Raw genomic sequence first — 21,739 nt, forward strand, 5'->3', positions numbered from 1 at the left:
TTGCTGGCGGCAGGGATGTCGCCGGTTAGTGCTTAATTTACAGCGCCGTCACGCCCAGCGCGGCGGCGTCATCTTCCCAGCGTTTAACCTCGTCAAACCAGTCGCGCTGCGGCACAGAAAAGCCCGCCAGCAGGTTGGCCTTCATCACATCCTTGTAATCCTCCACATTGGCCAGCTCAAACAGCGTGCTGCGCAGCTTTTCCAGTAGCAGACTGTCGGTTTTCGCCGAGGTTATCAGCGGCAGCGCGGCACACAGCGGGGTTTCACCGATAATGGCTAAGCCCTGCAGCTCCTGCGGCCGGTATTTGCGCAGCAGCGCCCAGGTGATGCAATCAATCGCGGCGAGGTCGGCCTGTCCGGCGCGCAGCGCGGCCAGCGACTGGCGGTGGCTGCCGCTGAACCGGGTAGTGGCGAAGAATTTGCCGTTCTGGGCCAGCGGCGCGACCACATAGCGCAGCGAATTGTATCCGGAGTGTGAGTCATTGCTGTTGCACACTGCGCGGCGGCCGCGGAAATCGGCGAGGCTCAGGTTCTCATCTTCCTGCCGTGCCACCAGCCAGCTGCGATAGCGCAGATCATGGCAGCCAGGCGCATTGGACTGAAACGTGCCGACCAGTTGCACGTCAGGCAATAGCGCGACCAGCGGATAGCCACAGGTCTGACTCAGCAGCAGATTGTCATCACGCCAGTGTGGCAGCAGGTCGTCGTGCCACTGCACCTCAGCCTGCACGCCGCGCTTCGCCAGCAGCCGCGTCAGCACTGAGGTCATGGCCAGCGTGCTCGGGTGGTCGATGTCGTACATCGGTAAAGAGATGATGTGCATTCTGTGCGTCCTTGTGGTGTCCCGGGTGGGCGTTAACGTCGATCGGCTGACGCCAGAAGCGCTTCATCCATTCGCCGTAACCGGCAACGCGAAAACCCTGATTACGCTGATAGTAACCGTCGCGGTAGAGCAAATAGACTTTGCGCAGACCGTACCAGGGTAAACCGGGCAGATCGTGATGTACAGAATGATAGTTGAGATTCAGGAACAGCAGGCGCCATGGCCAGGCCGCTTCGTTATTCACCGAGCGCGCCAGTGGCGCCTCATCGGCACGATGTTCGTAAAATGAACGCACCTTGGTCAGCATCAGCGCCGGATAGCTCACCGCCAGCACCAGCCACAGCGGGGAAAAGCCGTGCAGGCTGAGCCAGTAAAACAGTCCGGCCAGCAGTAGCAGGTGCACCAGCCACATCATCATCGCCGGCACGTCGCGCTGCACCACGCTTTGCGTCAGCGCGCCCAGCGTGGCGAGGATATCCAGCAGCGGTCCCAGCAGCAGACGTCCCGGAAAGGTATTACGCAGATGGATGATGCGCTGTTGCCAGGGTTTGAGCCGTGCCCAGTGCGCCGGCGACAGATAATAGGTTTCCGGATCATCATGTGGATCGGTCAGGGTGTGGTTGCGGTGATGTGCCAGGTGCGAATCCCGGTACAGACCATACGGATACCACACCGCCAGCGGCAGCGTGCCAAACAGCTGATTAAGGCGCGGCAGGCGCGTCGGATGGCCATGAATCAACTCATGCTGCAGCGACAAATACCAGGTGGTGAACAGGATCAGCAGCAGCGTGGCGAGGGGCAGGCCCAGCGTTTGCCAGTACAGCACGCTGGCGAACCAGCCGCTATAAACGGTAATGATTAACAGCCAGGTCGGCAATTCGCTGCGCCAGAGCCAGCTGCGCGTCAGCTGGTGCACCACTTCGCGCTGTTGCGCACTGAGGTAGGCGGAGGTTCCTTTGACCATGTTCATGTGTTCAGTCAGCGAGACGGGAAAAGATGCGCTCACGATGCGCGATACGCGTGATAAACACAAAGACGGAAAATTGCTTTGTTATGCAAAAAAGTTGAAGAAGCGCGCGAAAACTATTGGCTATCAGTCCTCTTCGCACAGGCGTAACCTTACCTCATCGAATTCTGATTGATGACGCCGGCGCCGTTCTGGCCCGCGAGGAGCATTTAGCATGAAAAAAATTGGCTTTTTATCTTTCGGTCACTGGACCCCGTCACCACACTCGGCCACCCGTTCGGCGCAGGATGTGCTGCTGCAGTCGATTGACCTGGCTGTCGCCGCCGAAGAACTGGGTGCCGACGGTGCCTATTTCCGCGTACACCACTTTGCCCGCCAGCTGAGTTCACCGTTTCCGCTGCTGGCGGCGGTCGGTGCCAAAACCAGCCGCATCGAGATTGGTACCGGTGTGATCGACATGCGTTACGAAAATCCGCTGTATATGGCGGAAGACGCCGGGGCAGCGGACCTGATCGCCAACGGCCGTTTGCAGCTCGGCCTGAGCCGTGGCTCGCCGGAGCAGGTGATTGAAGGCTACCGCTACTTTGGCTTTAATCCGCGCGAAGGGGAAACCGATGCGGATATGGGACGTCGTCACACCGAAGAGCTGCTGGAAGTGCTGCGTGGCGAAGGGTTTGCCAAACCCAATCCGCAGCCGATGTTCCCGAATCCACCGGGGCTGCTGCGCCTGGAGCCATATTCCGAAGGCCTGCGCGAGCGTATCTGGTGGGGCTCTGGCTCGAACGCCACATCGATCTGGGCAGCCCAGCTGGGGATGAATTTGCAGAGTTCGACGCTGAAGGATGACGAGACCGGCGAACCGTTCCATGTGCAGCAGGCGAAGCAGATTCGCGCCTATAAAGAAGCCTGGCAGGCGGCAGGGCATCAGCGTGCACCGCGCGTGTCGGTCAGCCGCAGTATTTTTGCCCTGATGAACGACACCGATCGCGCTTACTTCGGTCGCGGCGGACAGGAGCAGGATTCCGTCGGGTTCCTCGATGAGAAAACCCGCGCCATCTTTGGGCGTAGCTATGCCGCAGAGCCGGAGCAGCTGATTAAACAGCTGGCACAGGATGAAGCGATTGCGGAAGCCGATACCCTGTTGCTGACCATCCCTAATCAGCTTGGCGTGGATTATTGTGCGCACGTGATCGACAGCATTCTGACCCACGTCGCGCCAGAGCTCGGCTGGCGTTAAGCCACAGTGCGCAGGGAAGCGCACAATTATTGCGCGATAAATCGCGCCGCTACCAGGTGCGCATAAATGCGCACCCTGGGAAATGCGGCAAGGTCTTTTGACGTGTATCAGATTCTGCAGGGTTGCCATTGATGGCGACAATGCGTCCTTCACGAACGCACCCAGACCTTGTAACCCGCATTCGACCCTGTAGGGTCGCCATTTATGGCGACCAACCCATTGCGCGATAAATCGCGCCGCGACCAGGTGCGCATAAATGCGCACCCTGGGAAATTCAGCAAAGGCTTTAACCCGTTTTAGATTCTGTAGGGTCGCCATTCATGGCGACCAACTATTGCCCGATAAATCGCGCCGTTAACAGCCATTAATCTGCGCCCAGCTCCCACCACAGCTTATCCAGCGCGTAATAACGGTCGCGCTGCGCCTCTGGCTGGTTCAGGTCGCGCTTCCACGGTTTGGCGAGAATGTAGTGCAGATTTTTCACCTCATCGTCATGCCATAAGCCGGCATGCTGGAACGGCAGGGTTTTCAGCGCGTTGTAGATGTATGGCAGCGGCAGCCAGCGTCCGGCAAACACTTCATTGAGCAAATCCTGTTCGGAGAACGGATAACGGCGCAGGTCGTCAATCTCAGCTACTTTCTGCTGCAGCCAGTCGAATACCGCCTGATCCGGCTGCAGCACCAGAAAGCCGCCGTTGAGATAGTTATCAAGATCGGCGGGCGGCGTTTCACCGCGCGCCTGCCAGGTGTAGTGACAATGCTCCGGCTGCCAGCTGTCTGGATAGCTGGCGATTTGATTCGGGTTGCAGCGGCAGGCGTGACAGGCCGCCAGCGCATGCTTGCCGAGGTCAAGCGTAAACAGCTCATCCATGTTGCGCAGCACCAGCATATCGGCATCAAGAAACACCACGCGCTTGCAGCCGGTCAGCTCCCAGGCGCGCAGCTTGCTCCACACTTCACCAAACTGTGCCGAGGCATAATGCTGCTCCAGCGCGGCGTCCGGCATCAGCGGCTGGACCGGATGGATCACGCAGCCCAGCGCCTGTAATGCTTCGCGCATGTTCAGGTCGATGGCATCGGTGACCATCACAATCAGCGGCCAGCGCGTTTCGCTGCGTTTGAGTGAGCGATGCAGCGCTTTCACCCCGACATAATATTCCGGCTGCGTTAACAGCGTTACCCAGGCGTACATAGATTCTCCCCATCAAACTCAATCAAACAAAGCCGTGACATAGTCATTGCTAAAGCGGTGCGTCGGATCCAGCTGTTCACGCACTGCACGAAACGCATCCCACTGCGGATAGATGGCGCGCCACTGATAGCGCTGCGGATCGTAATATTTACCCCAGTGCGGACGTCCACCTTCTGCCGCCAGCAGTTTTTCCACTTCGGTGAGGAAATGCAGTCCGTCCTGCGACAGCGAGCCGTCATCCGCGTAATACACCACGAAACCAAAAAAGCAGGTCGGCTGCTGATGCGCCGGGCTCATCCACGCCTGTGAAGCGCCGGTGCAGCGCAGGATAATGGGATAGTGCATGTGCGGACGATTCTGTGCGTACCAGGCTTTGATCTTGCTGATAATTTCCGGCGTTTTGGCCAGCGGCACGCCAATCTCAACGTTGATCTGCGGTACGGCGATGCCACGACAAAACAGCTGGTAGATATCGCCGCTGATGTCAGTGAAATCACGGAAGCGGGTGACGGTACGGAACTGTTTGCCGCCTTTGCCGTGAATCTGCGTGTCGCGATGCATGTGTTCCAGCGTCTGATCAATGGTGTCGTTCAGGCTGCTGTCGGCCTGATCGCCGTGCTCAATCACTTCGCGCTGATGGTCGTGCCACGCCTGGCTGTTTTCCGCACTGGCGACATCGGCGTTCCAGACATGCATCAGGTTGTCATCGACAAACCACCAGGCTTTGCTGAGTTCGTGCTGCTCATTCCACGTCAGCAAATCCTGCTCCAGTGAATCGGCAGACGCCGCGAATTTATGGCAGGTAAACAGGCGAAATGGCTGAGTGCGCAACGTAATGGCGGTGACGATGCCGAGCGCGCCAAGTGACACCATCGCCGCCGGGAAATCAGCGTCACCGCGCTGAAACTCGCGCACGCTGCCATCGGCCAGCACCATGCGGATATGCAGCGCTTCGTCCGCCAGCGAACTCTGTGCCAGGCCCTGACCGTGGGTGCCGGTTGCCAGCGCGCCTGCCAGCGTCTGCACCGCAATCACGCCGGGCGAGGAGGCCAGCATGCGATCCATCTTTGTCAGGCTGTCATACACCTGCTGCAGCGGCGTGCCCGCGGCAAACGTGACGCTCTCTTCATCCTGAGCGAGGATGCCGTGCAGCGCACTGAGATCCAGCAGTACGTCCTGCGGCTGTACGCACAGCATGCGACCGGGCGACAGGCGGCTGCCGAGCACGCGCACTTTGCCGTGCGAGTCGCGCAACAGCTGTTGCAGCTCGGCTTCACTACGCGGCTGATGCAATTGCTGGCGCTGGCCAACTACCGAATTCTGCGCCCAGTTCCAGAGCGCAGGCGTGTCATCGGTATGTTGCGTGTTGCGTAACGGATAGAGGAGAGCATCTTTCTTCACTACAGCGTTCCTTAATCTGAGGTCTGTCACGGTCCCGTTTATTTGATCAAGCGTAGACCATCACAGCGAACCCGCAGATTACGGGGCTTTGCGTATATAGCGCAGCGTGGCCGTCACCGCCAGCTGACGGTTGCGGCGAATACTGTCCTCTTCACTGTCGTGGGGGGTAAACAGCGTGTGGAAGGTGTAGCGGTTGGAGACGTGATGCACACAAATACTGCTGAGCAGGCGGTGTACGTCCACGGTATCCAGGCCGTCGATAAAGATGCCCTGACGCTGGCCGCGGGACAGGATGTCATCCAGCAAATCGAGGGTACTTTTGTTCATCGCTTTGATGCGCTCAGACTGCATGATGTAACGCCCGCGCAGCAGGTTTTCTGTACACACCAGGCGCATAAAATCGGGATGCGTGACGTGATAGTCAAAACTGGCTTCCACCAGTTTGATCATCGCCTCTTCCGGCTCCAGCGTAGTAAGATTCAGGCCGGTTTCATGCTGGCGGATCGCCTGATACACCTGCTCCAGCACCTCAATATACAGCTTCTCTTTGTTGATGAAGTGATACACCACCATGCGCTTGGTGGTCTGTGCCAGTTCAGCAATCTGCTCCATTCGCGCGCCCTGCATACCGTATTCGGCGAAGGTTTGCAGCGCACCCGCGAGGATGCGTTTTTTCAACCCTTCCGGGTCATTTTTACGTTTGGGTGTGGTATCCGACATAGCGCTCAATAACGGTCAATCAAACAGGCATGGTAGCACAGCCGCCCGGGGCCTTTTGGCGCGATGAGCGGCGGCATGGCTTTATTCATTTCAGGAATAGCATTCCTGGATAAATCATAATGCTGGAATAAGCAACTGCGTATACTGCGCGTATCTGTCGATCACGGCAGCTTATTTTGACTCGCGTAATAATAACACTCAGGAAATAATTTATGCACACACGCTTTGTATCAGCCAAAAATAAATTGTTGTTAACTGTCGGCGCGTTACTGGTTGCCGGCAGCGTGGTCGCGCCGTTTTCAGTGGCGCAGGCAGCGGATAAAACCGCGGTGAAGGTCGGTATCATGAGCGGCGAGGACGAAGACGTCTGGCGTGAAGTGATCAAGCAGGCCGCCGCGAAAGGGCTGACGGTGAAGACCGTGATTTTCAATGATTATAATCAGCCCAACGAAGCGTTACAGAATGGTGAAGTGGATGCCAATGCCTTCCAGCATCAGCCGTTCCTGAATAATCAAATCAAGGTCAATCATTACGATATCGTGCGCGTCGGCGATACCGCCGTCTGGCCGATCGGTCTCTATTCGAAGAAAGTGAAAAGTGCCGCCGCTCTGAAAGACGGAGCGGTAATCGGCGTGCCTAACGATCCGTCGAACGAGGCGCGCGGTCTGGTGCTGCTGCAGCAACAGGGGCTGATCAAACTCAAACCGGGCGTCGGCATTGCCGCGACCACGGCCGACATCACTGACAATCCCCATCACCTGAAAATCAAAGAGCTGGATTCCGGCATCATTGGTCGCTCGGTACCGGATCTCGATGCGGCAGTGGTCAATACCGACTGGGCGCTGAAAAGCGGTCTGACTGCGGCGGATCGTATCGCGCAGGAGCCGGTGAAAGACAATCCATACAACAACTTTATCGCGGTGAAAAAAGAGAACGCCAGCGCCCCGTGGGTGAAAACCCTGGTGGCATCGTACCAGAACGATGCCGTCAAAACGGTGTTTGACAAGGTCTACAAAGGCACGGGCGAAACCGCCTGGTAAGGAACCCATCCATGACGCTATTTTCCGAGGCCACCGTGCCCCTGACCGCCGTGGCGCGCGGCGTGATCGAAGAGGCTCAGGTACGCGATCGCGTGGCGCAGCACAGCAACGTGGTGCGTTTGCAGGGCGTGTCGCGCCGTTTCGGCCAGACACAGGCGCTGCGCAATGTCTCACTGACAGTGCAAAAAGGCGAAATCCTTGGCCTGATTGGGCGCAGCGGCGCCGGAAAATCGACGCTGATTCGCTGTCTCAACGGGCTGGAGCAGCCCGACGAAGGCGTAATCGAGATTGAAGGGCGGGGTATTACCGGTCTGTCGGAACAGCAGCTGCAGGCGGTGCGCAGTCGCGTTGGCATGGTGTTTCAGCACTTCAATCTGCTGTCGGCAAAAACCGTGGCGCAGAATGTGGCGCTGCCGCTGAAAATAGCTGGTATGGAAAAGGCACAGCGCAACCAGCGCGTAGCGGAACTGCTGGCGCTGGTGGGGTTGAGCGACAAGGCCGGACACTATCCGGCGGCGCTCTCCGGCGGACAAAAACAGCGCGTCGGCATTGCCCGCGCGCTGGCCGCCAGCCCGGCGCTGCTGCTGTGTGACGAAGCCACGTCGGCGCTCGATCCGGAAACCACCCGCTCGATTCTCGCGCTGCTGAAATCGCTCAATCAGCAGCTTGGTATCACCATTCTGCTGATCACGCATGAGATGGAGGTGATCAAATCCGTGGCGCATCGCGTGGCCGTCATCGACGCCGGGGAGATTGTCGAGCAGGGCCCGGTGTGGCAGGTGTTCGCCCATCCGCAATCTGCGCTGACGCGCACGCTGCTGCGCGGGCTGCTGCCGCAGCTGCCGGAGAATCTCGCAGCGCGGCTTAGCGAACAGCGTGAAGGTGAGGCGATCTATAGCGTTCACTTTGCTGGCGTGGCGGCGCAGGGGGATTTACTGACGCAGTTTGCCAGCGCTCTGCCGGGTAAGTTTCGCCTGCTGCAGGGGGGCATCGACCACATTCAGCACTACGCGGTAGTGCGTTTCTTTATTGCGCTCCCGGCCGCCAACGCTGCCGATGAGTATCAGGTTCTCAGCTGGCTGCGTGCGCAGCAGGCACAGGTGGAGTTGGTCGGTTATGTCGCCAGTGATGATTGATTTACTGCTCAACGCGTTGGGTGAAACGCTGCTGATGACGGCGGTGGCCGGCCTGTTTTCGCTGCTGGCCGGATTACCGCTGGGACTGATTCTGGTGACCACCAGCCCCGGCGGCATTGCTGAAAACCGGAGCATCAACCGCCTGCTGGGTGTGGTGATCAATGGCTTTCGCTCGCTGCCGTTCATTATTCTGCTGGTGGCGCTGATTCCCTTTACCCGTCTGCTGGTCGGCACCTCCCTGGGCACCTGGGCCGCAATTGTGCCGTTATCGATCACCGCTACGCCGTATTTTGCCCGGGTAGCGGAAGTTTCACTGCGCGATGTCGATCGCGGGCTGATTGATGCGGTGCGTGCCATGGGCGCCAGCAAATTACGTATTGTCTGGGAGGTGCTGATTCCTGAAGCGCTGCCGGGCATTCTTTCCGGTTTTGTCGTCACGCTGGTGGCGCTGATTGGCGCCTCGGCAATGGCGGGTGCCATCGGGGCGGGCGGCCTGGGCGATCTGGCGATTCGCTACGGTTATCAGCGTTTTGACACTGCGGTGATGGTGGCGGTGATCGCCGTACTGATCGTGCTGGTGTGCGGTATCCAGTGGCTCGGCGATCGGCTGGTGCAGCGCATTGACAGGCGGCACTGAGAAAAACGTCTGCGCCAGTACGCTCTCCTGCAGACAAATGCTTCGCATCAGGCGCTGGCGGTGAATATTGTACAAAAACTCAACAGGCCCCTGTTAAAGGGGCCTATGGGTTAATCAGCAATTCATCCATCCTGGGCAGCAGGTAAAGACAGTTAATTCTGATGGAATGAATGATTAAAAGTCGTATTGCAAACTCAAACGATTCTGCCAGAAATGTGAATCGTACAGAGGCGATGTCTGCACGCCGGCAAAATCGGTCACGCTTAATCCTTTTAATACACCGCTGAACGCCCAGGTGAAATACACCAGATATTCCGACTGATTAATGCTGGCAGACTGTGCCGAGGGTTTTAAATCCATAAACGAATATTGTGTACCCAGAGAAAGATGCTCATTAAGCACGTAGTTCAGGTTGGTCATATATGCATTGCCACTGCCAAGATCCTGGGTACTGGTGAAAAACGGCTGGGCGAAATAGGGACCCGATGAACTGTTGTGGGCATAAGGCACCACCAGTGAACCGTTACCCCAGCTATTGGGGCTGGCAGCAATATGGTCGTAGCCCAATTTCCAGTTCAGTGCAGGAGTGAAACTCAGCGCGAGCTGAGCACCGTAAGAGGTGCTATTGACCTCTCCGGCCAGCGCTTTCCCTAAGCTGGTACCGCGAATAAACTGCAGAGCCACATCCGGCTGCAACAATGTATCCTGCCACTGCACATGACTTTCGCCATAGACAACGCGGGAATAATCAGCATATTCCTGATACCACACTTGTCCGGTAAGTTTTTTGTTACCCCACTGCGTGCCCTGTCCGCCACCAATCGCCCACATGCCGTTAGTGCGCTCATCGATATCCGAATAGGCCGTGGTATCCAGGAACTGATCGTCGCCCCAGGGCTTGTAGCGCCAGACTTTGGTCGCATGTAAATACTGGGTGCTGTCGCCATAATTGGCATCAACGCCCCTGAAGAGTATCGGTGTAATACGCCAGTCATAGTCACCGACGAAGGGAATGTTAATGCGTTGATCGCCGGCAGTAATTTTAAAATCATCCTGTTGCCAGCTTAAATAAGCTTCCCCGATATTGGTCTGATTATCACCAATGTCGCTGATGGTATGCGCTTCATCCGGGTGATCAATCCCCCGCAAAAAGATGGCGCTCACGCCAGCACGAAAACCATACGCGGGAGCCGTTTCATATTTCACACTGCCGCCGTAACTGGTGGTGTCCTGATTAAAGCCTTTGGAAAAATAGGCATTGTGCGTGGAGTAGTAGAGCGTACGTAAACTGCCGCTAACGGTACCGCAGGTGAATATATCGCTGAAGCTGTCTACACCGCTGGCATCGTAATGACAGTCGCTGATATTACTTTGTGTCGCAGCCAGTGTTGCTGGCGCGAAGGGGAAAAACAGCGCAAGTAAACCGACACGTTTTAGTGCTCTCATTGCATGATCCCTGAATAAACACACCCGATGAGGAAAGCGTAACGATGCCAGCCGGGTGAGAGGATCACCCGGCGGTGAGTTATGCCGTAAATAAAAAGTGATGATCAATTAACGCCGGGAATATGTACCGCCGGCAAGGTTTCACGTACTTCCCAGCCACGTAGCTTGCCGGGGTTTAATAAGTTGTAAGGATCGCAGGCGGATTTTAGGGCAACCACATCAGGCCGCACCATACCTTGTTTGCCATCCTCAATATGAATGACATGCGGATTATTTATTTTCACATTATGGCTACGATAAATATCCATAATGGCGTTGAGCCGTTCCGGGCTGCTGTAACGGATTAATGGCAGGCCGCTACAGGTGAGCGCACCGTTCATGTCGCGCAGAAATTCAATATGTGACATCACCTCATCCGATAATTCGGCTTCCATCGCCAGTGCCTGTTGATAATAATTATCCGGGGAATACGCGGTTTGCAGATAGGTCAGGGTCTTGTCGATCTTCAATGCCTGCAAGGTCGTGTGGTTCCAGCAATATTCAATCAGGGAGTGGCCGCTATTTTCACCTTCGGCAAAGTGCAATGCATTATGGCCATGGTGTTGCGCCACAAGGGCGGGCAGCAGACCATCACTCTCGCTTCCTGTTACCGAAATGACACCGTGTTGCCCCTTAACCTGCGCATCCGCTAAATCGCTGAAATAATCCAGTACCGGTGCGGCAAACACGGCAATCTGGCGTTTAACGATGCCCGGCGACCGCGCCAGCGCATCGGCATAAGCCATCGCGGAGGGAAAATCGGCAAAGGTATCCAGACGTTCGATCCAGTCATGGCAGGGCGCCAGCGCAAGTTCGATCTCCAGCACGATGCCATTGCTGCCATAGGCATGATGCAATAGCAGCGCATCCGGTGCCTGTAAAGTGATGATGCGCGGCGTCTCTTCCATGGTCATCATCCGAATCGACAGCACGTTGCCTGGCGCGGCCAGTGGACCGTAGTTAATCGATCCCACCCCGCCAAAACCGCCGCCAAACAGCCCGCCAAGTGTGGCAAGTTTCCGGGTTGAGGGCATGCAACGTAACTCCCAGCCGTGCGGGCGCGTGTGGGCTTCGAGATCGCCTAATCGAATACCCGCCTGCGCGCGCACCGTACCGGTGCCCAGCGCGGTGACGCTGTTCAGGCGTGTCATGTCGACTATCACACCGCCATTGAGCGGAATCAGCTGGCCATAGTTGCCGGTACCGCCACCGCGAAGGTTCAGTGGCACACGGGCTTTTGCACAGGCGGCCACCACCGCCAGCAGCTCGTTTTCATCGCGAGGACGCACGGCCAGCTCGGCAAATTTCTCTTCCAGCTGGGATTTCAGCACCGGGCTGAACCAGTGAAAGTCGCGTGACAGACGTTTCACTTTCGGCGCTTCTTTAATCCACTCCAGTTCCGGCAACGCCGCGACCAGCGCCGCCAGGGCAGACTGGCGATCGGGTTCAGACATGTAATGCTCCTGTTCGTAGGGGGCGCAGGGCGGAGGTTTTCCGCCCGTTTGGCATTAATTCGGGCTTAACTCACTCTCGTGCCAGGCGGCTAATACGCGGCGCGTCAGCCACGACATCAGGGCAAACAGCAGAAAGCCGGCCAGAGAAATCAGTAACAATGCGGCAAACATCAGCGGGATATTGAGTTGATAGCCAGCCTGTAAAATCTGGTAGGCCAGCCCGGTATCCGTGCCGCCGGTGCCCGCCACAAACTCCGCCACCACGGCACCAATCAGTGACAAACCGCTGGAAATACGCAGCGCGCCAAAGAAGTAGGGCAATGCAGATGGAATGCGCAGGCGGAGTAAAATTTGCAGCCGCGAGGCATGGTTCAGCCTGAAGTAGCTCAGCAGACCCGGCGACACGCTGCGTAAACCCTGGGTGGTGCTGGAGATGATCGGGAACACCGCCATCAGGGTGGCGCACACCACCAGCGATGCGGTGGTGTCTTTCACCCAGATAATGATCAGCGGTGCAATGGCCACGATCGGCGTGACTTGCAGAAAGACGATGTAAGGAAATAACGCCGTCTCGATAAACCGATTTTGCACCAGCAAAAAGGCAATCAGGGAACCGATCACCGTTGCCAGCGCAAACGAGATCAGCGTGATTTTCAGGGTGTAAAGCAGCGACATAAACAAGGCAGGAAAGTTTTGCGCCAGGCTTTGTGCCACCACCACCGGCGAAGGCACCAGAAACGCCGGGACCTTAAACGCGGTAACCAGAAACTGCCACAACAGCAGCATGGCGACGGCCACCACCGCTGGAAACAGCCACTGTTGAAATCTACGGTTTGCTGCGAGCGGTTTCATGACTGGCTCTCCTGACTGGCTGCCAGCAGGCCGCGCTGCAGCAACTGCGCATAATGGGTAAACGGCTGGCTGACACGAAACGCATCATCACGCGGCTGGCTGGTGTCAATGCGGATATCATCCACCACGCGGCCCGGTCGTGCGGCCATCATGATCACCCGCTGCGACAGGAATACGGCTTCCTGAATGGAGTGGGTAACAAACACGACCGTCAGCTTCTGTTCCTGCCACAGCTCCAGCAGGTCGCTGTCCAGTTTGTTGCGGGTGATTTCGTCCAGGGCGCCGAACGGTTCATCCATCAACAGCACCCTGGGACGCGTCACTAAACCGCGAGCAATCGACACCCGCATCTGCATGCCACCGGAAAGCTCGCGCGGTAATACGTGACCAAACTGGCCCAGGCCAACCAGTTCCAGAATCTCGCGCACGCGGGTATCGGCTTCGGCGCGCGGAACGCCCGCCAGATCCAGCGGCAGGCGGACATTCTTGTGCACGCTGCTCCACGGCATCAGTGTCGCTTCCTGAAACACAAAGGAAAGCGGCAGGTCACGTTGATTCTCCCGGCGATCGCGGCGGAACAACATCAGTTTGCCATCGCTGGGTTCAATTAAGCCGGCAATCATTTTCAGCAGCGTACTTTTGCCACAGCCGGAGGGACCGAGCAGTGAGACAAATTCGCCCTGACGCACCGTCAGTTCGACCGGCAGCAGCGCCCGCGTCCCGTTGGGATAGATTTTCTCCGCAGAAAGCACCTCAATCGCCGGCGGCGCTACAGGCCGCGGCTGGCTATCCGGATTGATCGGCGTTATGTTGCTGGCGGTGTTCATGGCATGACCTTAACGTCTTTGATGAACTGCAGCGTGTAGCTACCTGCAAACGGCACTTTGGCCGGATCGATCAGCTTGTTGTCCACCAGCAGTTGCCATGTCTGTTTGAGCCGTGGCTCGGTAATGATACCGATACCCGCCGTTTGCGCATCACCGCCCGTCAGCATCTGGTATTTCTTCATCTGGGCAATGCCGAAGGCGATCTGCTCCTCGCTCATCTGCGGATTCTCTTTGCGGATCAGCGCATTGCCAGCGCGCGGATCCTGCAGATAGTTTTTCCAGCCCTGCATTGAGGCTTTGACGAACGCGGCCACCGCTTGCGGACGTTTTTCAATGGTCGATTTCATGCACACAATACTGTTGCCGTAAGGCGGATAGCCCCATTCGCTGATCGGGTAGACATTGGCTTGCGCATGGGCTTTCTGCACCGCAAAAGGTTCCGAGGTGATATAACCCTGCTGCACCAGCGTCTTATCTGCCAGGAATGGCTGGATGCTGAACGTGTAAGGGCGCACGCGCGCATTTTTCAGGCCGAGCGCACTTTGGGCCCACGGCCAGTAGGAGGTGTAAGCTTCCGCCGCCAGCAGGAAGGTTTTGCCTTGCAGATCGGCTTTATCTTTCACATCAGGATGGGTGAGAAAAGCAATCGCCGAGTGCTGGAACGTGGTGGCAACGGGCATGGCTTCCACGCCTTGCTGCCAGGATTCCAGTGCCTGCATGTTGTCGCTGATGATGCAGTCCGCCTGGCCTGCCGCCATCAGCTGCATGGTGTGAACCTGTGGGCCACCCATTTTCAGGCTGACGTCGAGCCCGGCATCTTTATACAGATTCTGCGCCAGTGCCTGATAAAAACCGCCATGCTCGGCTTGCGCATACCAGTTGGTCATGAAGGTGAATTTCTCCGCCGCCATGCTCTGGGCCGACAGCGCCAGCGACAGTGCCGCAATCATGTTCAATTTTTTATTCATCGTCGATCCCCGTTTAGCGCGGTGGTAAGAGTGATGCTGCGTCGTTGTGGTCTAACACTTTGCCCTGCCAGTGACCGGTGCCCCATGCCGGTTCAGCGCGCGTCACCCAGCTCATTTGATGCACTTCGGTGATGACCTGTGCCCAACTTTCCGCCAGCGAATCCAGAATCGCCGCGCCTTGTTCGGGCGTGGAAGGCCGTGGATCGCCAATCACGCCGCTGGGGCCGAAATCATAGGAAGCCCATGCCGCCATCGGTTTACTGGTGGAGAGCGTCGGGCAGGGAAATTCAGGCGGATAATTCGCCACGGCCTGGCTCATCTGCACGGTATCGGGGGCGAGCGCCAGCATCAGCGCGGTTTCCGCGTGACCGGCGTGCATCGCCATTTGGCGCTCTTTATCGTCCATAAAGCTTTCGGCGCAGTTAGGCACTTTGAAGGTGTCTTGCATGATGATGATCATGTCACCGTGGCGCAGACGCAGTTCGCGTGCGGCCATTTGCAGCGGCTGCGGCTGGCCGCCATGGCCATTCACCATGAGAAACTTGCGAAAACCGGCGCGATACAGCGATTCACCAATCTCCAGAATGGTATGTAATAAGGTTTCGCCGGTCAGCGTTAACGTGCCGGGAAAATGCAGGTGCTCATCGGATTTACCGTAGGTGATCGGCGGAATGGCGTACGCGGGGATGTCAGCGGGCAAACGTGCCAGCGCATGCCCGACCACGCCCGATGAAATCACGCTGTCCACGGCGCACGGCAGATGAGGGCCGTGCTGTTCAATCGCCCCGGTCGGCAAAACGATTACCGTGTTGGCTTTATTATCCAGCGTGGCAATGTCGGTCCAGCTCAGATACGGCAAAAAGCGGTTTGCCGGGATATAACCATGCAACATACTGTTTCCTCGCGTTATTGTGGCAACCACGCCGTGGCTTCAACTTCGATTAATACGTCCGGGCTGGGCAACATTTCACTGACCTGCACCACCGTTGACACCGGCGGTTCATCCGGGAAGAACTGCCTGCGCACCCGGCTGTAGTGCGGGAAATGGTCCAGATTGCGGAAATACTGCACCAGTTTGAACACATCGCTCATCTGCCCACCGGCGCGTTCAACGGTGGTGCGGATGCTCTCCAGCACATACCAGCTCTGTGCCAGAATCGGGCCCTCTTTGAAATCGGTAGAGAATTCACCGCTGCGTCCCAGCAGCCGTTGCGCCGCGTCAGGGATATCGCTGTAACCGCGCACGATGGTGGCGGTTTGCGGGTTCACCGGAATAATGCCGGAGAGAAAAATAAAGTCGCCGACGCGTCGCCACGCCGCATATTTGGCCAGCGGTTTACCCGCGCCATCATCAAGCGTCATCTGTTTCGTCTCCATAACGCACACCCTGTTTGAGCCGATAGCGCTGGCGCTGGCGCAGCGGCCAGCTTGCCGCATCGGCAGACGGAAAAATCACCACATCGTTGTGATAAAGCGCATCGGGCTGGCAGATGAGCTGAGAGGCTTCATCAAAGGCAGAACCCAGCTGCAGGCTCAATACGCCGCTGAACAGGGTATCGAGCGGGTCATAACTGCCGAGGGGGCAGAAAGCGTCCTGCACGTTATCAGCGCCCAGCAGCAGTGAAAGCCCCCGCGCCTGCGCTTCTTTCACCAGCGTCAATCCGCGCTGACGCGGTGTGCGATCAGGCACCGCGTCCTGCAGCAGCAGGTTGGTCAGGGGCAGGGCGATCAGCGTCACGCGGTGCAGGGCCAGCCGGTCAAGAATTTGCAGGGCATCTTCCTGTTGAGACAGCGCACAGCTGTGGCTGCAGGTAATATGACCACTGAACGGATGTTGTTGCAGGTAGTTCGCCAGCCAGCGCATGCCCTGCGCATCGGCATTCAACTCTTCATCTATGTGCAGGTCGATATCGAGCTGCCACTGTTCGGCCGCGTGCAGCAGATTGGCGAAGGCGACTGCATCCCAGTTGCTGCTGTGGATGAAACCGCCGAGAAGCGCGCCCGGACCGCTGACGGCCACCTGGGCGGCAATATGCTGCGCATCATCCTGGCGGGCAAAAAAGCTCAGCGGGGCGAGCGCCACGCGTTCAATACGGCACAGCGGATGCTGTAACTCACCGATCACCTGCCACGCCAGCGGCGCTTCAGGGCTGAACCAGTCGACGTGGGTGCGCAATACACCTACGCCACTCCCCACCGCCCAGCGCAACGCCTGCTCAGCGCGCTGCTGCAAATCCTCACGGCTCCAGTGCACGCGATCCTGATGCATCGCGGAAATCGCAGCCAGTAAACCGGGCTGGCGTGCCGGGCTACGCTCAAAGGTGAACGTTTTATCCAGATGCGCATGCGGTTCGATCAGTGCGGGAAGCACCAGCGCGCCATTGAGCGGCAGATAATCGGCACATGCTCCTTCACAGGGCGCGAATTTCAGCCCGTCAGGGTGAAAATGTAACGTCGCCAGCTGCGGCTGATGGCCCTGCATCGGCCAGTTGTCTGGCAGCAGCCAGCGGGGTAAGCGTGCGCCGGTCGCGCCCGGATAGATTTTCATAAATCCAGCACCAGCAGCGGAGATCGCGCACGTGAGCAGCACAGCACGATGCAGTCATTCGCGGCACGCTCTTTCTGGCTTAACACCTCGTCACGGTGGTCGGGTTCACCCGCTAACACCCCGGTAATGCAGGCACCGCACATGCCCTGTTCGCAGGAGAGTTCGATGTCGATGCCTGCCGCTGCCAGCACCCCGGCAATGCTTTGCGTCTGCCCGACGTGAAAACGCGCGCCGGAAGAAGCAATCTCCACCTCGAAGCTGTCGCCTGCAGGGGGGATTGCCGCATCAGCATGGAAACGTTCGCTGTGCCATTGTTCTGGCTGCCAGCCCTGTTCCAGCGCCCGCTGCTGCAGATGTTGCATAAAGCCAGCCGGGCCGCAGGCTACCAGCGCGCTATTGGCTGATGTTTCCAGATCGTCAGGTATACGGGTGCGCAGGCTGTCACCTTCGCTGCTGTAGTGAATAACGACACGATCACCGAGTTGCGCCAGACGCGGTGCAAACGCCAGTTCATCATGACGTTTGAGGTAGAGATGCAGCGTAAACGCCGCCTGCCGCGCGGCCAGGGCTTCCGCCATCACCAGCAGCGGCGTGAGGCCAATACCGGCCGCAAAGAGTAAGGTGCGCGGTGCATCCGGCAGGGGAAAATGGTTGCGCGGTACCGACAGGGTTAAGGTATCGCCGACATTCAGCTGTTGATGCAACCAGCGGGAACCGCCCGTCGAGGCGGGATCAAGACGCACGCAGATTTCATAGCCAGCCGCACTGGCTGGCGAACACAGGGAGTACTGGCGCACCCCGCCGGCTGGCAGATGGACATCAATGTGCGCGCCCGGTGTAAAGGCCGGGAGCGGTTGGCCGCTGGCACTTTCCAGCGTCAGTAACAGATTGCCAGCACCGTTGGACTGCTTTGCGATGACGGTGGCGGCCAGGTGTGATGATTTCATAATCAGCCTGTCTTTACAGGGCTGTCATCAGCGTTAATGCCGCGCATGCCCTTGTCTTTATCATGGAGGCGATTATTATTTTGCCGTTGTGTAAGCGTCCATCTGTTTAATTCGCATGATGCGTTGCAAAAAAGAGAGCACCCACTATGTTTGCCTTCTCCCGTTTTCTGATTTATTTCACCGAAGTGGCCCGTCAGGGTTCGCTCCGTAAGGCTTCCGAGGTGTTACACGTCTCAGCCTCTTCAATTGACCGGCAGATTTTACGTGTGGAAGAACAGCTGGATATGCCGTTGTTTGAACGTCATCCATCAGGTTTATGTATGACGGCAGCGGGGGAGATCCTGTTTAATGCGGCTAAAAACTGGCAACGTGATTTTGGCCGGGTTTGTACGCAATTAGAGGATCTGCGTGGTTTGCGACATGGCCATGTGCATATCGCCACCATTGATGCCATAAATCGTGGCTTCTTCTCATCCATCCTGCAGCGCATACGTGAAGATTATCCCGGCATTTCGTTTACCCTCACTACCATGAGTAACATCCATATCGCCAATGCGCTGACCGCCGGCGATGCGGATTTTGGCATCATGCTAAATCCGCAAAGCTCGCGTGAACTGCTGGTGAAATCCTTCGCCGATCTTCGTCTGGGAATTGTGGTAAGCCGTCACCATCCGCTGGCAGCGCTGGAATCTATTCGCTTCAGCCATTGCGAGCCGTGGCCGTTTATTGTGCCCGCTGCGCCGTTAATGCTGGCCGATCCACTGGACGCGCTGGTAAACAGTTCCGGCATACGCCTGAAGGAAGTGGGACGCACCAATAACATTCATATGCTGCGATCGTTAGTGCGTGATGATGTCGGGATCAGCCTGATGTGCTGGCTGGATATCGTGGACGAATATCGTCGCGGTGAACTGAAATTCATTCCGTTGATCGACACGGTATTAAAACCCTTTACCCTGTCGCTGTGTGTGGCACCCCAACGCCAGTTATCCGTCGCCGCGTCAATGATGCTGGGTCAACTGGAGTTATTTTTTGCCATGATTGAGAGCGAGGAAGCGCAGGCCGGCAAGGAAGAAAAGCACCGCGTATAAAAGCCTGGGTGGCCTGACTGGCCCGCAGCACAAGATATGTCAACCCACTAACGGCCCAGCAGCCTCCTGCTATACAGGTATCACGATGGTAAAGATTGAACATGCAGACCCGCGCTCGGCGGAATCACAGTGGCTGATTGAAAAACTCTCCGCCGAGCTTGCGGCTATTACTGGCGATGGCGGGAACAGCCGCGCCAGCGTGGACACCCTCCAGGGTGAAGGCGCATTGTGGGTGATCGCCAGAGATGCGCAGGGCAGTGCCGTCGGCTGCGGCGCATTACGGCCTTTGGCACCCGGGATCGCCGAACTGAAAAGAATGTTCTCCGACCGCAGTTTACCGGGCATCGGACGCGCTTTGCTGGCGTTTCTGGAAACCGCGGCAAAAACTCTGGGATATCGTGAACTGTGGCTGGAAACGCGGCATGTTAATCAGCGTGCCGTGGATTTTTATCTGAAGCAGGGTTACCGGCAAATTGAAAATTACGGGCCTTACCGCGGCCGGGAAGAGGCCATTTGCCTGGGTAAGACACTTTAACTGCGCGATTAGCTGCCATCAGTCTGGCGGGTTTTTCTTGAAGGCGCGTATCTCCCTTCATCTTCCCGCCGACCACCGACAAACAAAAAGCCCGCTCAGGTTTCCCTGAGCGGGATTCTTTAAATCTGGCCGGATATTAAAATTGATATTTAACGCCGCCCTCGCGGGTACGCCAAATCATCATAAGAATATTTTTGTCGATACAATTTTTTGGCGGTTTCATATCAGAGAAGCAAAGCCTGTCTTCGTTACCTTGCGCTTGATAGCCTTTTCCAAAAGCATAAATAGCGATCAGGAACGGCGTGTTATTTCCAGATGGAATATTATATTTATCCAGTATTTTTTCACGATTATTTTTCCACCAGTCAATTTTCCTGGACTCAGCAAAAGGTAAATTATCAACAATAATTTTTGCTGTATTGCCATCATAATGAGCATCAATAACAGAAACTTTATCATTCCCGATAAAAAGATAAATGAGGCTGCATAAAGCTATCACCAGGGCTGGAATAACTAACTTACGCATCATCGCTTTCCCTCGATATCGATCACCGCTTCCATGTTAGTCAGAAATGGACGGAAGCCGAATCTGTCAAAATGTTGCAATACAAACCAGATTTTGAAAAACTGGAACTGGCTGAATTTTTGCTTACCTATATCACGGGCGTCAAGCCCAAAATGGTCCTGCCCGGAAAATTTGATACTCGCACGCCATCCAGTATCGTTAACATCGAGACGGATAATTTCTATTTTCGTTGCATGGACATCATGCACAGTAATCCCCATGCCATTGATTTTATCAAGTAGCATTGAGTCAAACTTTGGTAGAATTGAGAGTTTAATGGCTGAAGTTAATTGCTCTAATTTCTCCTGAGGAAAGCCCATGCTGTTATAGTCAATAAATAATCCTATGGTCTCACGCATGATCGACGTTGTTTTTCTGGCATCATAATCAGAATGTAACTTATCTCGGTACGCTAAATTAAGTTGAGCGTTATAGAATGCTGAACCGCGTGAAAGCTGAAAATGCCTCAGCATTTGATTGATAAGATGTCTGTGCGGACCGATGAAAGAGTAAGGCAGAGAGGTTACCTGCATTTCTTCAAACAGCAGTTGCGCACATTGCTCAACGCTGAGTTTGCCACCACGGTGTATGCCATTGTATGCCCCTGTGAACCTCGATTGTGGAGTATCAAAGGCAGTCAATCGGGTCAGGGTGTAAGGATCCACCACGTTTGATACGTTGACCAGTCCAAACTCTCTTTTCAGCCTCTCTTCCGGGATATCCCCATAACGCATATCGTCAGAAGAGTAATCGTTAAAACGCCGTTGGGTGGTGAAAACCGTCGCTGGAAATACAGCATTACTCATAGAAAGTGCTCCCTTGCTGGTGTCTGTCCCTGTTAAAAACACACATGAATGCGCAGATTTGCCCATGCTGCGGGTTTTACCGCCTCACTGCCTGGTGCCAGAACAAAAAAAGGTCATTAAATCCCGTAAGCGGTACAGAATGTTTGCGGAGCAATCCGGGGGGCGCATGCCCGCGACTGAACACAGGGTGAATGCAGCGCTGGTCAGCCAGTAAGCCATGGCAGGATGGTGGTCTGGAGAAGGGAGCACGCAGAAGACAAGAAGCCCGCTCAGGTTTCCCTGAGCGGGCTTCTTTAAATCTGGCTCCTCTGACTGGACTCGAACCAGTGACATACGGATTAACAGTCCGCCGTTCTACCGACTGAACTACAGAGGAATCGTTGGAACGAGGCGAATATTAGCGATGCCGATCCCCGTTGTCAAAGCCCGATCGCACACTTCTGGTTTAAGTGCGCGTAAAAGCAGCGGATTGCTGCTTTTCTGCCTTGAATGGGCAGATTTCAAACTG

22 protein-coding genes and 1 tRNA gene are annotated in these 21,739 nt (G+C 56.4%); 6 read left to right on the plus strand and 17 right to left on the minus strand.

Going from position 1 to position 21,739, the window contains the following annotated elements:
* Window positions 1–37: 37 nt before the first annotated feature.
* Both E7738_RS02655 and E7738_RS02660 read right to left on the minus strand, forming a co-directional pair.
* On the minus strand, window positions 38–823 hold the full coding sequence (locus tag E7738_RS02655) for a phosphate/phosphite/phosphonate ABC transporter substrate-binding protein (RefSeq protein ID WP_394516073.1): 786 nt from the start codon (window positions 821–823) through the stop codon (window positions 38–40).
* Window positions 720–1,787 (minus strand): fatty acid desaturase, encoded by a 1,068-nt coding sequence (locus E7738_RS02660; protein WP_394516325.1) that lies wholly within the window; start codon window positions 1,785–1,787, stop codon window positions 720–722. The genes E7738_RS02655 and E7738_RS02660 overlap by 104 nt, the downstream gene beginning before the upstream one ends.
* Before the next feature lie 217 nt (window positions 1,788–2,004).
* Here E7738_RS02660 and E7738_RS02665 point away from each other — a divergent pair, with 217 nt between their 5' ends.
* On the plus strand, window positions 2,005–3,027 hold the full coding sequence (locus tag E7738_RS02665) for an LLM class flavin-dependent oxidoreductase (RefSeq protein WP_021509376.1): 1,023 nt from the start codon (window positions 2,005–2,007) through the stop codon (window positions 3,025–3,027).
* Window positions 3,028–3,391: 364 nt separating this feature from the next.
* Here E7738_RS02665 and E7738_RS02670 read toward each other — a convergent pair whose 3' ends face one another.
* The 3 genes from E7738_RS02670 to E7738_RS02680 all read right to left on the minus strand — a co-directional run bounded on the left by E7738_RS02670 (window position 3,392) and on the right by E7738_RS02680 (window position 6,340).
* Window positions 3,392–4,219, minus strand: a complete 828-nt coding sequence (locus tag E7738_RS02670) for a glycosyltransferase family 8 protein (RefSeq protein ID WP_394516074.1) — start codon at window positions 4,217–4,219, stop codon at window positions 3,392–3,394.
* Between the two features lie 18 nt (window positions 4,220–4,237).
* The gene (locus E7738_RS02675) at window positions 4,238–5,620 is read right to left on the minus strand and encodes a D-arabinono-1,4-lactone oxidase (protein WP_104189720.1); all 1,383 of its coding nucleotides are present in this window, start codon (window positions 5,618–5,620) and stop codon (window positions 4,238–4,240) included.
* A 78-nt stretch (window positions 5,621–5,698) separates the two neighbouring features.
* On the minus strand, window positions 5,699–6,340 hold the full coding sequence (locus E7738_RS02680; protein ID WP_021509768.1) for a TetR family transcriptional regulator: 642 nt from the start codon (window positions 6,338–6,340) through the stop codon (window positions 5,699–5,701).
* Between the two features lie 212 nt (window positions 6,341–6,552).
* On the opposite strand from E7738_RS02680, the gene E7738_RS02685 reads away from it, so the two are divergent.
* From E7738_RS02685 to E7738_RS02695, 3 genes are read left to right on the plus strand one after another with little or no spacing between them, the layout of a single operon-like run.
* Entirely contained in the window at window positions 6,553–7,380 is an 828-nt protein-coding gene (locus E7738_RS02685) for a MetQ/NlpA family ABC transporter substrate-binding protein (protein ID WP_088518052.1), read from the plus strand.
* An 11-nt stretch (window positions 7,381–7,391) separates the two neighbouring features.
* Window positions 7,392–8,516 carry a methionine ABC transporter ATP-binding protein gene (locus tag E7738_RS02690; RefSeq protein ID WP_159378482.1) on the plus strand — a complete coding sequence of 375 codons (1,125 nt, stop codon included), beginning with the start codon at window positions 7,392–7,394 and terminating at the stop codon, window positions 8,514–8,516.
* A complete protein-coding gene (locus E7738_RS02695; protein WP_088518053.1) occupies window positions 8,497–9,153 on the plus strand; it encodes a methionine ABC transporter permease in 657 nt (218 codons plus the stop codon). The genes E7738_RS02690 and E7738_RS02695 overlap by 20 nt, the downstream gene beginning before the upstream one ends.
* Before the next feature lie 174 nt (window positions 9,154–9,327).
* On the opposite strand, the gene E7738_RS02700 is transcribed toward E7738_RS02695, so the two are convergent.
* From E7738_RS02700 to E7738_RS02740, 9 genes are all read right to left on the minus strand, one after another.
* The gene (locus E7738_RS02700) at window positions 9,328–10,599 is read right to left on the minus strand and encodes a TonB-dependent receptor (RefSeq protein ID WP_021509772.1); all 1,272 of its coding nucleotides are present in this window, start codon (window positions 10,597–10,599) and stop codon (window positions 9,328–9,330) included.
* 104 nt (window positions 10,600–10,703) lie between these two features.
* A complete protein-coding gene (locus E7738_RS02705) occupies window positions 10,704–12,092 on the minus strand; it encodes an FAD-binding oxidoreductase (protein ID WP_394516075.1) in 1,389 nt (462 codons plus the stop codon).
* Window positions 12,093–12,146: 54 nt separating this feature from the next.
* The gene (locus E7738_RS02710; RefSeq protein ID WP_021509774.1) at window positions 12,147–12,944 is read right to left on the minus strand and encodes an ABC transporter permease; all 798 of its coding nucleotides are present in this window, start codon (window positions 12,942–12,944) and stop codon (window positions 12,147–12,149) included.
* Window positions 12,941–13,771 carry an ABC transporter ATP-binding protein gene (locus E7738_RS02715; protein WP_021509775.1) on the minus strand — a complete coding sequence of 277 codons (831 nt, stop codon included), beginning with the start codon at window positions 13,769–13,771 and terminating at the stop codon, window positions 12,941–12,943. The genes E7738_RS02710 and E7738_RS02715 overlap by 4 nt, the downstream gene beginning before the upstream one ends.
* A complete protein-coding gene (locus tag E7738_RS02720) occupies window positions 13,768–14,739 on the minus strand; it encodes an ABC transporter substrate-binding protein (RefSeq protein WP_021509776.1) in 972 nt (323 codons plus the stop codon). The genes E7738_RS02715 and E7738_RS02720 overlap by 4 nt, the downstream gene beginning before the upstream one ends.
* Window positions 14,740–14,752: 13 nt before the next feature.
* The gene (locus tag E7738_RS02725; protein ID WP_021509777.1) at window positions 14,753–15,631 is read right to left on the minus strand and encodes a creatininase family protein; all 879 of its coding nucleotides are present in this window, start codon (window positions 15,629–15,631) and stop codon (window positions 14,753–14,755) included.
* Between the two features lie 14 nt (window positions 15,632–15,645).
* Window positions 15,646–16,101: a RidA family protein gene (locus E7738_RS02730; protein ID WP_021509778.1), complete on the minus strand. Its 456-nt coding sequence runs from the start codon at window positions 16,099–16,101 to the stop codon at window positions 15,646–15,648.
* Entirely contained in the window at window positions 16,091–17,287 is a 1,197-nt protein-coding gene (locus tag E7738_RS02735) for an amidohydrolase family protein (protein WP_394516076.1), read from the minus strand. Before E7738_RS02735 ends, E7738_RS02730 begins: the two co-directional genes overlap by 11 nt.
* The gene (locus tag E7738_RS02740) at window positions 17,284–18,234 is read right to left on the minus strand and encodes a PDR/VanB family oxidoreductase (protein ID WP_394516077.1); all 951 of its coding nucleotides are present in this window, start codon (window positions 18,232–18,234) and stop codon (window positions 17,284–17,286) included. Before E7738_RS02740 ends, E7738_RS02735 begins: the two co-directional genes overlap by 4 nt.
* A gap of 146 nt (window positions 18,235–18,380) precedes the next feature.
* Between E7738_RS02740 and E7738_RS02745 the strand changes: the two genes are divergently transcribed.
* Window positions 18,381–19,325, plus strand: a complete 945-nt coding sequence (locus tag E7738_RS02745; RefSeq protein WP_021509781.1) for a LysR family transcriptional regulator — start codon at window positions 18,381–18,383, stop codon at window positions 19,323–19,325.
* Window positions 19,326–19,410: 85 nt separating this feature from the next.
* On the plus strand, window positions 19,411–19,860 hold the full coding sequence (locus E7738_RS02750) for a GNAT family N-acetyltransferase (protein WP_021509782.1): 450 nt from the start codon (window positions 19,411–19,413) through the stop codon (window positions 19,858–19,860).
* A gap of 136 nt (window positions 19,861–19,996) precedes the next feature.
* On the opposite strand, the gene E7738_RS02755 is transcribed toward E7738_RS02750, so the two are convergent.
* The 3 genes from E7738_RS02755 to E7738_RS02765 form a co-directional block, all read right to left on the minus strand.
* Window positions 19,997–20,389, minus strand: coding sequence for a DUF943 family protein (locus E7738_RS02755; protein WP_021509783.1), 393 nt, complete (start codon window positions 20,387–20,389; stop codon window positions 19,997–19,999).
* Window positions 20,386–21,231 carry a DUF3289 family protein gene (locus E7738_RS02760; RefSeq protein WP_059012078.1) on the minus strand — a complete coding sequence of 282 codons (846 nt, stop codon included), beginning with the start codon at window positions 21,229–21,231 and terminating at the stop codon, window positions 20,386–20,388. The genes E7738_RS02755 and E7738_RS02760 overlap by 4 nt, the downstream gene beginning before the upstream one ends.
* Window positions 21,232–21,531: 300 nt before the next feature.
* A tRNA-Asn gene (locus tag E7738_RS02765) sits at window positions 21,532–21,607 on the minus strand.
* Window positions 21,608–21,739 lie beyond the last annotated feature (132 nt).

Source organism: Pantoea sp. SGAir0430, assembly GCF_043549295.1.